Origin of the sequence: Sorangium sp. So ce204 (assembly GCF_051526795.1) — a bacterium.
Classification (GTDB): domain Bacteria; phylum Myxococcota_A; class Polyangia; order Polyangiales; family Polyangiaceae; genus Sorangium; species Sorangium cellulosum_B.
Genome location: NZ_CP150317.1, coordinates 3955370 through 3970273, shown reverse-complemented (window position 1 = coordinate 3970273; position 14904 = coordinate 3955370). Strand labels below are relative to the sequence as shown.

Below are 14904 nucleotides of genomic sequence, written 5' to 3'. Positions count from 1 at the left end.
CAGGGAGGTGGGCTCGGCTACCGTGGCTGACCTACCAGCAGGCCGATGACGGGGAGCGACAGCAGGACCGAGAAGGCAATTCCCATCATCCAGCGCAACCATCTCTTCTCCGGATGATGGACCCAGGTTGACAGCAGCAGCGACAGAGACAGGGACTGCAGGAGAACCTCTGGAAGGCCCCTGAGGTGGACCCATGTCGGCAACGTTGTATAGAGCATCCCCTCGATGGATCCCGGAGCCGGTCCGAACGTGCCAAGGATGCCTATCACCGCCAGGGCGATCCACATCACCAGCCACCCGCTCCTCTTCCCGAAGAGCGGCTCGCGCAGCAGATGGAAGACCCCTCCGAACATCGCTCCCCGGAGGGGCTGAAAGAGCGGTCCCGCCATCACCCAGGGATCGCTCGTCGGCCGCATCAGGAGGTTCAGGCTGGACTCTGCGAAGAACCGTGTATAATCGAGCAGCGAAGACGCCAGAAGGCCCACGATGGTGTAGGTGACAGCGTGGGTCACGGCCGTCTTGACCACGATCTCGAGAAGCGTTGGTCGCACTGGACTCACGACGTGCAACCCGCGCGCCGACGTCCCGCCGGGCTTCATCGCGGGCTGGCAAGGTGGCGTTGCCGAGGATCCGCAGCGGGGATCGTGGGCAGCGACCTGCAGTTCTTGCGTCGACGCGAACGACACGCGCACGGAGCAACGGGGCCGCGCTCCGGATTCACGCCGGCGCGGCCGCGCGGAGGTCGACGACGGAGCGCGCGAGCTCGGGCCCGGCGCGCCGGAACACGACGAGCTCCCCGGCGTCTTCGCCCTCGACCGCGTAGCGGAGGACAGGACCGAACACCTCGCCGAGCTCGCCGGCGTTGCACGTGGGCAGGTAGGTGCGCAATACCCGCGGGTCGTAGTAGCGAAAGAACACGGCCGCTCCGTCCGGACCCAGGACGCGGAGCAGCCGGCGCAGGTGCCGCCGCACCGTCTCGAGGGGAGACGGCGTGGCGAGGAAGATACCCCAGCTCTTCCCCCACCCGAGCCGGAGCAGGCGTCGCGTGAGCTCGCCCGATCGCTGGAGCCTCACCAGGTAAGGCGCCACCTGGGCCAGCTCCGGGCCCAGGTCGCCCGCGAGGAGGCAGCAGTGCGGCAGGTCCGAGGAGCGCACCGAGGCGGAGATCGCCGTGTCGCGCGCGCCGTCGAGGACGGCGTAGACCAGATCCGCCTCCGCGCCCCAGAGGTGCTGAACGATTCGATCGAGCGCGGCGTCATCCATCCATCACCTCGCGGCGAGGCCGCCCGGCGCGGCCCCGGGCATGATAACCTGCCTCCGTGCTGCGGCTGCGGTTGAACGAGCGTTTTCTCGACCTTGTCTCGCCGGAGGGCGGCGGGCCCGCGAGGCCGGGCGAGGAGCGGTGGATCGCTCTCTTCTGGTCGTGGGAAGAGCCGCCCCCGGGTGATCGCGTGCCGCTTCGCGGAGATCGGCTCGCGGCGCGGCGCACCATCGCCTCGCTCGGCGCGCGCGCCGAGATCCTGCACGAGCTGCGGCGGTTCCTCCGCGAGGATCGGCCCTGGCTCTCGATATCGCCGGACGATCGCGAGGTGATCGACCACCTCGCGGCCGCGCTCGCGGCGGGACGGGCGCACGTCGCGGAGGCCCCTGACCAGGGCGGCTCCGGGAACGACCTGGGCCAGCCCGCGCCCTCTCCCGCCGCGGCGGTCCCGGCCCAGCGCCCGCGCGCCGCGGCAGCGCCGGTGGAGGAGCCCGACGACGCGCAGGCGGAGCCGTGCTGGCCGTGCATGCAGCGGGCCGCCGCCTCGGCCCAGGCGTTCCGGGACGCCGCCGCGGCGGGGCTCCCGTTCATCGCGGACAGCCCGCGCGCCCCCTGACGGCGCGGAGCGCCGCGCCTGACCGAATCCAATCGGCCGGAGTGGTGGTACCGTCGGCCCACCTATGGATGTCGTCTCCGACGGGCCGCTCCCCGTCGCCTCGCTCCTCTGGCAGGTGCGCTCCTTGACCTGGGTGCTCACCGTCGTCTGCAAGGCGACGTTCACGCTCGCGCCGGGCGAGTCGCCGCTCGCGCCCGCGCAGGAGCCGATCCGCGAGCGCGACGCGCACCTGGACGGCGACCCCGCGCGCAGCCTCATCGAGGCGAGCGATCTCGCGCCGCTGAAGCAGGGCGCCGATGTCGTCCTCGTCGGCCACGCCCACGCGCCCGGCGGCAGCCCCGCGCGGTCGCTGGTCGCGCGGATGGCGGTGGGCGAGATCGACAAACCCATTCAGGTGTCCTGCGATCGCCTGTTCACCCAGGAGGGCGAGCTCCAGGAAGGAGCGCACTTCACGGCGATGCCGCTCGCCTACGAGCGCGCCGCGGGCGGGCCGGACACGGACAACCCTGCGGGAATCCATCGCGAGGCGCGCGACGCCCGCGGCAGGGCCGCCGTCCCGAACCTCCTCCCCGTGGATCGGGTCGTGTCCAGCCCGGACGACCCCATCGCGGCGGTGGGCTTCGGGCCCATCGCCCCCACCTGGCCTTTGCGGCACCGCAGGCTCGGCAGACACGCGGCGGCCTGGTCGTCGGGAGCGCTCCTCTCCAGCCCGCTGCCGGAGGATCTCGATCGCACCTTCTTCAACATCGCTCCGCTCGATCAGCGCCTGCTGCAGCTCCGCGAGGACGAGCAGATCGTGCTCGAGAACCTCCATCCCCGCCACCCGCGCCTCGTCACGAGCCTTCCCGGCGTGCGCCCGCGGGCGACCGTCACCGGCCGCGCCGGCGGGCCGCGCGATCTCGCCATGCGCTGCGACACGCTCGTGATCGACACCGATCGCCTCCTCTGCACGCTGACCTGGCGAGGCCAGCTCCCGCTCGCGAGCCCCAAGGAGTCAGGGCAGATCCGCGTCTCGCTGGAGCGGCCCGCGCGGCAGGCGCCGGCCGAGGCGCCCACCCCCTCGGCGCCGGGGCCCCAGCCGCCGCCGCGGGTGGCCCCGGCTGCGCCCAGGGTGAAGCCTCCCTCCCTCGCCCCGTCGAAGCAGACCGTCGACATGCCGGCGAAGTCGCTCGACGTCGTGCAGGCGTCGATCATGCCCTTTCGCGCGGGACCGCCCGCGCCGCCTCCTCCCGAGGCGCCCGCTCCGCGGCCGGCCGAGCCGCCCGGTGTCCGGCCGAAGCCGAGCTCGACCGAGGGCCAGACGAGCGATCTCACCGAGGAGGCGACGAAGGTGCCTCTCCCCTTCGTCGCCCCGTCCTCGGCGCCGCCCCCCGCCGCCGCATCGAACACCCCTCCTCCGAACACCCCTTCTCCGATCCCTGCCCCGCCGATCGTGAAGGCGTCGCCCGGCGAGCCGGTGAGCCCCTGGGCGGCCGGCGCTCCGCAGCCGGGGTCGAGCGCCATGGGCATGATCCCGCACGCGCCGGCGGCGCCGCAGACCATCGGCGCGATGCTCGCGGGCACAGGCGGGGCAGCGGACGCCGGCGCCGCGCTCGCGCCGGCGCAGCGGGACGCGCTGACGCTCGTCTGGTTCGATCGGAAGAGCGTGCCGCGCATCGTCCGCAAGCCGGCCTGGCAGCGCCTGCTCGACGCGATGGAGGCCGAGCCCCTCGACCCGGAGGTCGACGATCCGGCCCTCTCCGACGAGCCCGCCGAGATCGAGGATCGGGCGCAGGTCTTCGAGATCCTCGATCGCGGCGCGGCCGCCGATGTCGCGGGCGTGCACGGGGCGCTCGAGCGCGCCGCCGGCAAGCGCGGCATGCCGGTGCCGCCCCTCGAGCTGATCGAGGGCGAGCTCTCGCTGTCCTTCGACGAAGTGGAGACGCTGAAGGCGCTTGTCTCCACGGCGACGCCGCTCGCGACAGGCGACGACGCGCTCGCGGCGGCGCTCGGGGCCGCCGAGAAATTCCTCGCCACGCCGGGCGTCTCGACGGCGCCCGCCGTCGCCGAGGCGCTGTGCGGGAAGATCCGCGAGGCGCTCGGCCACGGCAAGAAGGGCCGGGTGGAGCTCGCGAACGAGCAGGTGGAGCGCGCGCTGCTGGAGCAGCGGCACTACCAGAAGCGCAAGGTGCTGGGCGGGCCGCACCTTCGCGGGCTGCTGCGCGTCGCGGGAGAGACGCAGCCGCTCGTCATCTACCTGCCGGCCTCGATCGCCGAGGCGCTGCCGCTCTCGGCGCGCTTCCGGGCGCGGGTGATCGCGGCGGTGCACCCGGCGATGGACGAGCGGGAGGCGGAGCCGGTGGCGCTCCAGGCGGCGGCGCTCGGGCGGGTGGTGCAGGTCAGGCAGCGGCGCGCGTCATGAGGATCCGGACAGGCGCCGTCACGCCCCCCCGAGGCGCAGCACCTCGCCCATCTCGCCCTCGATGAAGAACCCGCCGATCTCCGTCCCCAGGATCTCGCTCCGCTGCCGCGCCGAGCACGACGGCAGGAACAACCGGAGCACCCGCGGATCGTAGAACCGGAAATAGAGCCCCTTCCCCGTCTCCTCGTCCCTCACGATCAGCGACCGCCGCAATCTCTGCCGCACCTCTCGAAGAGGCCTCCGCCCGGTCAGGTAGACTCCCCAGCTCTCGCCCCACCCCTCGTTCACGAGCACCGGCAGGAGCGCCGACCCCTTCTCGATCCGCACCAGGTGCGGCGCCGCCCGGGCCATCGCCTCGCCCGCGACGCCCTCGAAGAGCGAGCGATTCTCGTCCTCGCAGGCGCGCAGCAGCGTGAGGATGCGCCGTTCGCGGGCGGCGTCGAGGAGGGCGAAGAGCGGCTCCGGCTCGCTCTGCAGCGCCTCCAGCGCGGCCGCCCGCGCGGCGAGCAGCTCCCGTGACGGCGGCGGGCGCGGCAGCGCAGGCGGGAGATCGGCGCCCAGATCGTCCGGCACGAGCCGCAGCAGGAAGCGGGTTTGCCCCGCGACGACGAGGGCGCCGTCGCCGATCGTGGCCTCGGCGACCGCCTTGCCGCCGACCTGCGTCCCCCGGCGGCTCCGATCGACGAGCCGGCACGCGGCGCCGTCCCACGCGATCTCGAAGTGCACCGGCGCCATCTGCTCGTCCTGTGAGATCACGATATCGGCCCGCCCGAGGCGCCCCACGCGCAGCGCCTCGCCGGCCTGGAGGCGCACGCGCCGCCCGGCGAGCAGCCCTGATGTCACGTGGAGCAGCGCCTTCACCCGGCGCCGTCCATCCGGCAGCTCTCGCAATCGAGGAACGGAGTCCCCGACTCGGACGCGGCGAGCAGCGCGTCGATGGCGGGGGTCGAGCCGATGTTCACCGTCGGACACCCCGTCACGACCGCGCCCTTCGGCGCCGTCTCATCGCCGAGACGCGCGGCCATGGCGCCCTCGATGAACACGGTCGCCGAGCCCTCGACGATCGCGGCGCTGGCCGGGCACGCGGCGCGATCGCCGACCCGCGCCGCGGGCAGGAAGCCGATGTTCACCGTCCTGGCCGACGAGACGATCGGCGTGGGCCCAGGGTGGGTCGGGCAGGTGTGCAGATCGGTGAGGCGCGCGGCTGCAGGCATGATCTCGCTCCTCCTCGTCTCAGGGAGACGGCGTGTCCTTGGGGTGCGCCTCTTCGGCCTCGAGCGGCGCCGCCGGGTTCGCGCCCTGGCCGGCGCCCGGCGCGCCGCCGCTGTTGATGTTGACGATGGATCCCACGATGTCGACGCCCCCCGGGTGGATGTCGATGAAGCCTCCAGGCCCCTTGATGGTGAGCCGCTGCCCGGCCTCGAGCACCAGGGTCGCGCCCGCCTTGATGTGGATCTGCTTGCCGGCCTCGAGCGCGTGGTTCCCGCCCGCGCGCTCGTCCCGGTTCACCGCGACCGTGAGCGACACCGAGCCGTCGACGGCCGTTCGCTGGTCCAGCTTCACGTGCACGTGGTCGCCCCCGTGGACGAGCTGCTTTCGCGCGCCCTTCACGACCACGTGCTCGTCGCCTCCCACGGTGCTCCGCTTGTGGCGCGCGGTGCGCTCGACGTCATCGCGCTTGACGAGCTGGTTCCTGTCGCGCTGCGCCTGCATGTAGACGAGCTCCTGGCCCGCCTGGTCCTCGAACTTGATCTCGTTGTAACCCGCGCCGCCGGGCGACGAGCTGCTCTTCCAGGTGCTCACCGTCTTGTGATCCGGCAGCTTGTACGGCACGAGCTCGCGGCCGTTGAAGGCGCGCCCGGCCACGATCGGGAGATCTGGATCGCCGTCGAGGAAGGCCACCAGCACCTCCTGGCCGACGCGGGGGAGCATGAACATCCCGAACCCGGCCCCCGCCCAGCCCTGGCTCACGCGCATCCAGCACGAGCTGTTGTCGTCGAGCTTGCCCTCGCGATCCCACGGGAACTGCACGCGCACCCGCCCGAGCTCGTCGGTGTGGATCTCGGCGCCCGGCGGCCCCACCACGGTCGCGCTCTGCAGCCCGGGCGCGACCGGCCTGGGCGTCTTGCGCGCCGGCCGGTACGGGGCCTTGGGATCAGCGAAGAGCGCGCGCCCGCGCACGCTCCACGGCTCGCCGAGCGAGGCCACGATCTCGAGCTCGGCCACCAGGAGCGGCCCTCCTCCGAGCTCCGGGTGCGGGTGCTGATCGACGGCGAAGACCCGGCCGGGGTAGAGGTCGATCACGTTGGCCTCGAAGAGCACGCCGCGCTTGTCGGCGCGCATCGCCGCGAGGACCCGAGTCGAGAGATCGGCGCCGTGCTTCGGGTCGTGGCGGTAAACGCCCTTGGCGTCGCCGACGGGCGCGCCGCCTCCTGCGCTCGCGGCCAGGAACGCGCCGGGCTCGTAGCGGTACTGCTCGTACTTCGCCTCGGGCGCGGGCGCCGGGGGCGCCTCGCCGGTGAGCGCGAACGAGGGCTTGCGGAAGTCGTGGCCGCGGATCGTGCTCGCCCCGGGCCGGACCTCGTGGCCGAGCCGCACCCTGGTGACGAACTCGCGCTCGGCGGTCTCGAGGGGGTTGTCGACGAACGGCAGCGGCGGCCCCGGCCTCAGCGGCTCCGCCTCGAGCTTGTCGCTCAGCGTGAGCTTGGTGTCCGCCCCGCGGTCGGGGAAGGTGTAGGCGATGCCCGCCTCCTCGAGGAGGCGGGAGAGAAAGGCATGATCACTCTCGCCGTGCTGGACCTTGTACTCGAGCCTGGGGTACGCGCCGCGATCGATCTTCCACGCCGGCTCGATCGCCCACTCGCCGAGGAGCGCGTCGACGATGTCGGGGATGGAGAGGTGCTGGTAGATGCGGTGGCCGCGGCGCTGGGTGAGCAGCCAGAGGCGCGGCACGATGCGGAGGTAGTACGTCGAGAGCCCCGTCGGCTCGGCCTGCACCTGCTCCACGTGGCTGCACACGCCCTGCCAGAGCCTGCTGCTCAGCCAGTGGAGGTGCGCGGCGTCGGGCTGGATCTGGAGCGCCGCGCTCTGGCCGACGAGCGACTCCAGCTCGAGATCCGAGAGCCTGGACCGGGCCCATACCGAGACGGCGAAGGGCTCGGAGACAGCCTCCTGGACCACGACACGGCGCACGGAGAGCGAGGCCTCCCCGGACTGGAACGAGAGCTCGAAGATCGCCATTCGGATCGGTCCTGGGTGCGAGCGCCGCCGCGGGAGGCTGCGGAGAGCGGAGGATAGCCCACCTCGGAAAAGAACGGGGGCGTGGCAACCAGGAGCATCGCGTCGTCCTGGCCCCGGGACCAGACAAACGTCGACGCAATCCAGAAAAAATCATCGAGATTCAGGGGGTCGGCCTTCGCGTCCCCACGAGTGCGCCGGCGCGAGCCGCGCCTCGAACCAGCAGAACGTCTCGCGCACCCGGAACACGCCGCCGTCGCCGTGCTGCTCGGCGAACCGAGAGAGCGCCGCGGGCTCGACGGCCCGCGGGTCGAACCGCTCGTGGGTCGTCGCCTGCCACCACCGCAGCAATGCGTCCAGCGTCGGGTACACGTGAGTTCCATGCTGCTCCTCCAGGCGGAGCAGCTGGAGCCCGGCGCCCTCGACGTGGTGCCCGAGCGCCGCGGCGTCCTCGAAGGCGAAATCCCGCAGGATCTTCTCCCCCGAAGGGTCGGCGAGCCGCGAGAGCTCCCCGACGAGCACGGGGAGCGACGAGACGCACTGGACGAGGATGCGCCCCGCGGGGCGGAGCAGGTCGCGCATCCGGCGGAGGACCGCGCGCTTGTCGCGGATCCAGTGAAACACGAAGTTCGAGAAGACGAGATCGAAGGGGCGGTCCCGGACGACCTCGCCGAGGGTCTCGGCCGCCGCCACCTGGAACTCCAGGTTGGGCGCGCCTGCGGTGCGCCGGGCGAGCGCGATCCGCGCCTCGTCCGGATCGATCCCAAGGACGCGCCCGTCGGGGCCCACGAGCTCTGCGAGCTGCCGCGTGAGGCCGCCGGTGCCGCAGCCGAGGTCGAGCACGAGCTCGCCCCGCCTCACGCCGGCGAACGCGATGAGGCGCTCGCCGCGCCCCCGCTGCCAGAGGCTCCCTCTCCGGTAGGCCTGCGCGGCGCTCGACGCGGCCACGGCGGGCCTCCTGACGCCCGCGTCCTCGTCGAGGCTCCGACGAAGGTCACGGCTCACCTCGCACCCCCGTGGTCGAAGCGCGCGGTAATGAAGTAGCCAGAGCCCCGGACCACGTTCGCCGAGTGCGGGACGCCCGGCGGGATCCAGATGCTCGTGCTCTCGGTGACGTGGTGGACGCGGGAGCCGAGCTCGACGCGGTACTCGAGGCCCGCGGGATCCGGGAGGATCAGGTTGATCTCCGGGCCGTCGTGGGTGTGCAGCGCCGTGTAATCCCGGCGCGCCGCCTCGGCGCTGTCCACCCGATGAACCGCCAGGTGAACCGGGAACCCCGCGGCGAAGAACCTGCGGATGCACTCGACGTCCTCGTGGAAGGCGACCGAGGACAGCGGGCTCGGCACGTTGGCGCAGAGGACCGCCTCGTCGATCCGCTCTTCGACGGAGAGGGACCTCGTGAGGAGATTCATTGTCGTCATCGGTATCGGCGCAGACATCATGGCGCTCAGCTCCGTGTGATGGCGCGGCGGCGCCGCGCGCCCGTGGACGGGTGTCGCGAGCGAGCGATCACGCAACGCGCATGCCGCCTGGCGCGCCCTCCCCGGCGTGACGTTCATGGGCGCAGCGCGAGCGCACCGACGCGGCAAATTCGACCCCGAGGGGCGAGCCGCGGCGCGCGCCGGGCCGACGGCTCGACCTCTGCGCCGGACGAGCCGCCGTGACATGTCACACCCGACAGCGTGACATGTCACGGCCGACAGCGTGACATGTCACGCCCGCCGTCACCCTCCGACCGTACCATCGCGCGCCGCCGGGGCGGCCTGTGACCCGTGGCGAGCACCGCGCCGCCGTCGTCAGTCGGTGATCGTCTCGTATTGCAGCATCGTCCCGCACGCCGCCGCGAAGTACCCGAGGAGCAACATCATGTCCACGCCTGGCCCGAACGCGGTCACCTTCGCCGAGGAGAAGAAAGCGAACAGGATGTCTCCCACGGCCATGAGCGCGCAGCCCGCGAGCAGCGATCCCCAGATCGCCCACACCTTGCCGCCGCGGAAGGCGCGCGCGATCCTCAGCATCACCAGCGCGGGGACGAGCGCGATCAGATCGAGGATGGGATAGGCGATGTTGATGAGCCGCTCGCCGAGCGGCACCGGCGCGCGCGCGATCGGGGCGAGCAGGGGATACCCGACGATCGCCATCGCCGCCGCCGCGCCCGCGGCGATGCCGAGGTGCTCGCGCGCGCTGCCGACGGGGAAGCCGGACGCGCGGTACACAAAGACGAAGCGCGCCGACGCGACGATCAGCAGCGCGTATCCCAGGAGGAACGCGGCGTCCGCGATCGACGGCAGCGGCGTCGGCGCGCGCGCGACGAGCGGATAGTACACGAGCCCGACCTGGCCCAGGGTGAAGAGCGCGAGCCACGCGCCGAGCAGGAACCACGGGCCGCGCGCCGGGTTGTCGCGCTCGAGGCGCGCGGCGCTGCGCAGCCCGAACACGGCGGCGACCGCGAGGCACGCGAGCCGCACGACCGGACCCACGGCGTCGACGACCGGCGTCGGGAGCAGCCGCTCGGAGAGCTCGGCGGTCTGCGGCAGCAGGCGCGGGACGTACACCGCGCACACGATCGTCACCACCACCGGCGCCACGCGGCGAACGGGGACGCGCGTCATCGAGCTCCTCCCTGCGCCCCGATCGCGGCGCGCGCCTCGTCGAGGATCCGCTGGGCCTTGTCGCGCCCGACGAACACGCCGAGCCCCGGCGCGACCGCGGCGAGCAAGCGCTCCACGTCGGCCGGGGAGAGGCGCCCGTGCTTGAACCCCAGCTTGTCCGCCTGGCTGCGCACGGCCGCGCGCGCCATGTTCTCGCCGAGGTACGGCGCGAGCACGTCCACCAGCTTCTGGATGACCTCGTCCGCCGGAAGCATCGCCCTCAGCAGCGACGCGCCATGGCGGCCGGGAGCTCGCCCTGGCGGACGACGTGGAGGGTCATGGGGGCGCTCGCAAGGTAGATCGCGCCCCGCGAGAGGGTCAACGAGGCAGAGGACGCGCCCGCGGGTCGCTTCACATGCGCCGTGACGATCTCCGAGAGCTCATCGAGAGCTGCCTGGCCGCGCGCGAGCCGGCGCTCGAGAGCCGCGGTGTTCGCCCCGCAGCGCATCGGCATTGCGCCGCCGGCGCACCTCCAGCTCCGCGCCCGCCGCAACACCACCCTTCACATGGCTCTCGTTCATGGTCCCGTGGTCCCCCGGAGCGCCGGTAACCAGCAGCTCCCCGCTCGGCCAGGCAATCAAGGGCGCAGCCGTCCCAGGTCGACTCCGGACGAGGTCGCTCGCCCCCTCCAGACTCGCTGGCCTGCGGAGCTCGCCTTCCCATGGCGCCCCCCCTCGATACTCGCAGGCCAGCGGAACGGTTGAGCAGAAACGGGCATTTATGGTCTCACTGAACGGGATCAACCATCGATGCAGCTTCACTTTTCCAAGAGGAAGGCGGATAGGGCACGGACCCCTCGGTCACCTGGGGTGAGCGGCGATCACCCTTGACTTATTAAAAGCTCTTTACTTTCCCCTTCCCCACGGCTCATCCAACGTCGGCAATGATCGTTTTGCAGCAAATTTACACCCGCTTCTCCGCTCGGAGACCTCGTGCTACGCCAATGGCACCGGCGGTTGGCCGATGCTCCATCTGGCGTCTGGCTCAGCGGCTGCGCGGAAGCATGCGCCCGGCACCCAGCGGTCCGGCATCCAGCGGTAACGAGGAGCACCATGCGAATCAACGATCAGGCAGGTCCGTCCACCGTGTCATTGGGCAAGATGTCTCAACGCACGTTGGGTTTCCTCTCGTGCGTTACGGCCTTGCTGCTGGGCGCCTGTAGCGGCGAAGATCCCGACACCGGGGGCTCGGGTGGAGCAGGCGGCGGCGGCGTGTCGTCCACCTCCACCACGACCTCGACGTTGACCGGCAGCAGCGCCGGCCCCAGCACGAGCGGCGCCGGCGCCGGCGACGCCTCCACCTCCGCCGCGACGGCGGGCTCCTCCTCGTCGACCGGAGATCCCGCCGGCGGCACCGGCGGCTCGAGCGGGACGGGCGACACGCACCCGAAGGATCATTGCGTGGATGGCTACGATCCCCATCCCAGCGACGCGACGATGAAGGACGGCGCGGCGGAGTTCGTGAAGAACAACCAGATCGATCTCACGGTTCAGCCGGAGGTCATCTCCTGGATGCAGGAGAATGAATGGCAAGCCGCCCACTTCGAGTGGCACAGCATCCGGCGCTGCAATGGCGGCATGGGCATGAGCAGGGTCAATATCTGCAGGTCGGCGGTCCCGGTCCCGTCGGACCAGGAGTGCAGGACGACGGGCGACGGCTACCAGTTCCTCGCCATGCACCGGCACATGATCCAGTCGCTGAAGCAGCTCTGGCCGAAGCACTCGGAGCAGTTCGAGGGCTTCAAGAAGTTCCCCACGACGGCGGAGGAGCTGCCCCAGCAGTGGAGATCGGACTTCAGGCCCTGGAGCTCCACGACGCTCGCCAACGCGAAGATCGGCGACGAGATCGACAAGCCGGAGAACCTGAGCCGCTTCCCGGACGAGGGCGCGCTCGGTATGTGGCTCCAGTGTTTCGCCGGCCAGGCCATCCCCGGTACCAACCTGCAGGCCAGCGGCCTGCACGGGGATCTCCACTTCAAGTGGGTGCGCCCCCAGAACACCGATCACGGCCTCGGCAACCAGTTCACGAACATCGACAACTACATGTTCTGGAAGCTGCACGGCTGGATCGACAACGTCTGGGAGAAGTACCGCGTCGCCAAGGGCATGTCGCCCACCGACCAGAAGCTGAAGGACGCGGTGGCCGCCCAGTGCTACGAGATGGATGCGATCGCTCAGGTCATCAATCCCGACCTGAAGCCGGATCCGGATCCGGGAAATCCCCTGCCCGGCGAGTCCGGCGTGTTCCAGGACACCATCCGTCCGATCTTCGAGAGCGCGATCCACAAGTGCAGCGGTTGCCACGCTGCGCCGTCGACCGGTCCCGCAGCAGGTCTGTCGCTCGGCGGCGACATCAGCTCGACGGACATCGTCGCGGGCCTCGTCAACAAGACCGCCAAGGGCGGTGGGCAGTTCAAGCTCGTGGTCCCGGGGAATCCGGACCAGAGCTGGCTCTACCTCAAGGTCGCAGGGACGGCCGGGAGCGCCGGGTGCAGGCCTTCCGCCGGCGGCACCTGCCAGACGGGCGTCATGCCGCAGGCCGCGGACGGCAAGCCGACGGTGACGAGCGCTGAGCTCGCTGCCCTCCGCCAGTGGATCCAGAGCGGCGCGCCCGCGCCGACGAAGAACTAGAACACCAATCACGTTGAAACCCGGAGAATTTTCACAGGGAGGCGGGGAGGCGGGGAGGAAGAAAAAAATGAATTTTTCCCTCTTGCCGTCTCTCGCTCCCCGCCTCCCCGCCTCCCTGTGAAATTCCTGTTTTTTCTCGTGGTTTCAACCCGTTTGTCGCTCTAGACCCGCCCCGGATCTCGCTCTCGGCCACGCGGATGACCCTGCAGGCTGCCGGCTCGCATCTTACGGCTTGGTGACCTCGAAGGACGCGACCTTCACCGAGCCGCCCAGGGACTGTGTGGCGTAGTTGAAGATGCCGAACCGGTAACCGAGGAAGTACTGCCAGTTCTTGTTCATGCCGAGCGTGTTGCCCAGGCTGGTGAACCGGGCGCCGTCCGTGCTGTAGGAGAAGCGCGCTTGCGCCCCGCCGTTGTCCGTGCGGACGTTGGCCTCCACGCGCAGCCAGATCGTGTTGCCCGACACGTCGGCAGAAGCCACCTCGGTGCCCGTGCTCGTCGTGGCCCAGGAGGTGTTCATGTTGACCCCATTGGTCATCACGACGCGCGTCGCCCCGTTTGCCTTCTTGACCCCGATCCACGCCGACATGTCGCGCAGGGCAGCGAGGCCGGCGACATCGCCGTTCTGCATCTTGCTATGATCGAGCTCGATCGTCGCGATCGACACGGGCCCTTCGATGCGGCGCGTCAGCGTGTTTCGCGCGGCGTACAGATCGCTCGTCACCGTCGCGGTCTGTAGGGTCAGCCCGGCCCCGGACGACCACTTGGTGCCGTCGGGGTTGTGGTTCCACTCCCACTCGGGGCGCAGGGTCGCCTCCGCGAAGGTGTCCTTGGTCACGGGCGGCTTCACCCGGTTCGAGCCGCAAGGCAGGTTCGGGAAGGGGTACGTACCTCCCCACTTGCCGTCCACCAGGGTGAGCGAGGGCCAGCCGTCGGTCCAGGTCATCGGGGCCATCACCGGGATGCGGCCCGCCGGGTACGAGTCGTTGAACCCGAGGTAGTACCAGTCGCCGTTCTGCGTCTGGACGACGCCGCCCTGGTGCGGGGCGCCGCCGGAGCCCGGGGCGCCGGCGTAGGGCAGCTTGACCGCGAAGGGCCGCAGCTCGTAGGGACCAAAGGGCCCGCTCGTCGAGCGCAGCACGTACTCACCGTTAGCGTACTGCGTGGTGAAGATGTAGTAGTCCCCATCCTTCTTGATGATGCGAGAGCCCTCCAGCGGTCCGGAGATGTTGCCCGGCGTCTGGAACACGACCTGATTCTTGACCTGGCTGAAGCCGTCCGCGCTCAGCTGGGCCACGCTGATCGTGTTGTTTCCGTAGGCCACGTACATGGTGTCGTCGTCGTCGATCAACAGCCCCATGTCGTAGTAGCAGCCGCCCTTGTGCTTCTCCCACGGGCCTTCGGGGGACTTGGCCGTGAAGACCCAGCCGCCGCCCTTGTTGTGCATGCAGCCCATCCAGTAGAAGGTCTTGTTGCTCTTCCGGTACTGGAGCGTGGAAGCCCAGATGCCGTTCACATAGGACCTATCCCGGCCGAGGTCGTACGACGGGTCGACGTCGAGAAGGGGAACGGAGTGGGAGACGTATTCCCAGTGAACCAGATCGTAGGAGCGGAGCAGGGGCGCTCCAGGCGCATGGTGGAAGGTGGACGCCGTGTAGTAGTAGGCGTCGTCCACGCGAATGACCTCCAGATCGGGGAGGTCTTGCCAGATCAGAGGATTGGAGTAGGTCTCGGGGCAGACGGCGGGGGCGCCGCCGCCGTCACCGCCGCCGCCGCCGTCGCCGCCGCCGGCGCCGGGGTCACCGCCCCCGGACGCGGCCGAGCTTCCGCTGGCGCTCGTCGAGCCGCCGCTCGTCGTTTGCCCGTCGCTCCCGCCCGAGCCGCTGCTGCTCGAGACGCCCGTTCCAGGGCCGGTCGTCGCGCCCGTGGCGCCGCCGCCGCCATCACCGTCGCCCACCTGCGACTCCCCACTACAACTTGCGACGAGAGCGAGGAGACAGACAGCAGACGTCGCACCGCCTGCGCGTCGGTTGAGAGAGCGGGTGTTGGTAGGTTGGGAAGGAAGGTGCATGGTGATGGCCCGATAAGAGGTGTCAGCGAGAGCGCGCG

At 70.8% G+C, this 14904-nt stretch carries 14 protein-coding genes; 3 read left to right on the top strand and 11 right to left on the bottom strand.

The features are described 5' to 3' along the window. Window positions 1-17: 17 nt before the first annotated feature. The gene (locus tag WMF22_RS14865; RefSeq protein WP_438036156.1) at window positions 18-527 is read right to left on the bottom strand and encodes a hypothetical protein; all 510 of its coding nucleotides are present in this window, start codon (window positions 525-527) and stop codon (window positions 18-20) included. Window positions 528-717: 190 nt separating this feature from the next. Continuing rightward, entirely contained in the window at window positions 718-1263 is a 546-nt protein-coding gene (locus tag WMF22_RS14860; protein WP_438036155.1) for a DUF4123 domain-containing protein, read from the bottom strand. 71 nt (window positions 1264-1334) lie between these two features. On the opposite strand from WMF22_RS14860, the gene WMF22_RS14855 reads away from it, so the two are divergent. Together WMF22_RS14855 and WMF22_RS14850 are read left to right on the top strand one after the other, a co-directional pair. Then, window positions 1335-1877, top strand: a complete 543-nt coding sequence (locus tag WMF22_RS14855) for a hypothetical protein (RefSeq protein WP_438036154.1) — start codon at window positions 1335-1337, stop codon at window positions 1875-1877. Between the two features lie 64 nt (window positions 1878-1941). Beyond that, window positions 1942-4278 (top strand): DUF2169 family type VI secretion system accessory protein, encoded by a 2337-nt coding sequence (locus WMF22_RS14850; RefSeq protein ID WP_438036153.1) that lies wholly within the window; start codon window positions 1942-1944, stop codon window positions 4276-4278. 18 nt (window positions 4279-4296) lie between these two features. Here WMF22_RS14850 and WMF22_RS14845 read toward each other — a convergent pair whose 3' ends face one another. The 8 genes from WMF22_RS14845 to WMF22_RS14810 all read right to left on the bottom strand — a co-directional run bounded on the left by WMF22_RS14845 (window position 4297) and on the right by WMF22_RS14810 (window position 11547). Continuing rightward, window positions 4297-5139: a DUF4123 domain-containing protein gene (locus WMF22_RS14845; protein ID WP_438036152.1), complete on the bottom strand. Its 843-nt coding sequence runs from the start codon at window positions 5137-5139 to the stop codon at window positions 4297-4299. Further along, window positions 5136-5492: a PAAR domain-containing protein gene (locus WMF22_RS14840; protein WP_438036151.1), complete on the bottom strand. Its 357-nt coding sequence runs from the start codon at window positions 5490-5492 to the stop codon at window positions 5136-5138. Before WMF22_RS14840 ends, WMF22_RS14845 begins: the two co-directional genes overlap by 4 nt. Before the next feature lie 19 nt (window positions 5493-5511). Continuing rightward, entirely contained in the window at window positions 5512-7518 is a 2007-nt protein-coding gene (locus WMF22_RS14835; RefSeq protein ID WP_438036150.1) for a type VI secretion system Vgr family protein, read from the bottom strand. A gap of 150 nt (window positions 7519-7668) precedes the next feature. After that, window positions 7669-8463 carry a class I SAM-dependent methyltransferase gene (locus WMF22_RS14830; protein ID WP_438036149.1) on the bottom strand — a complete coding sequence of 265 codons (795 nt, stop codon included), beginning with the start codon at window positions 8461-8463 and terminating at the stop codon, window positions 7669-7671. 53 nt (window positions 8464-8516) lie between these two features. Then, entirely contained in the window at window positions 8517-8927 is a 411-nt protein-coding gene (locus tag WMF22_RS14825) for a hypothetical protein (RefSeq protein WP_437299734.1), read from the bottom strand. A gap of 384 nt (window positions 8928-9311) precedes the next feature. Next, on the bottom strand, window positions 9312-10127 hold the full coding sequence (locus WMF22_RS14820) for a hypothetical protein (RefSeq protein WP_438036148.1): 816 nt from the start codon (window positions 10125-10127) through the stop codon (window positions 9312-9314). Further along, window positions 10124-10381: a hypothetical protein gene (locus WMF22_RS14815; protein ID WP_437299732.1), complete on the bottom strand. Its 258-nt coding sequence runs from the start codon at window positions 10379-10381 to the stop codon at window positions 10124-10126. The genes WMF22_RS14820 and WMF22_RS14815 overlap by 4 nt, the downstream gene beginning before the upstream one ends. 890 nt (window positions 10382-11271) lie before the next feature. Further along, the gene (locus tag WMF22_RS14810; RefSeq protein ID WP_438036147.1) at window positions 11272-11547 is read right to left on the bottom strand and encodes a hypothetical protein; all 276 of its coding nucleotides are present in this window, start codon (window positions 11545-11547) and stop codon (window positions 11272-11274) included. Between the two features lie 19 nt (window positions 11548-11566). Here WMF22_RS14810 and WMF22_RS14805 point away from each other — a divergent pair, with 19 nt between their 5' ends. Beyond that, window positions 11567-12796 carry a hypothetical protein gene (locus WMF22_RS14805; protein WP_437299729.1) on the top strand — a complete coding sequence of 410 codons (1230 nt, stop codon included), beginning with the start codon at window positions 11567-11569 and terminating at the stop codon, window positions 12794-12796. 225 nt (window positions 12797-13021) lie between these two features. Here WMF22_RS14805 and WMF22_RS14800 read toward each other — a convergent pair whose 3' ends face one another. Beyond that, on the bottom strand, window positions 13022-14866 hold the full coding sequence (locus WMF22_RS14800; RefSeq protein ID WP_438036146.1) for a glycoside hydrolase family 43 protein: 1845 nt from the start codon (window positions 14864-14866) through the stop codon (window positions 13022-13024). Window positions 14867-14904 lie beyond the last annotated feature (38 nt).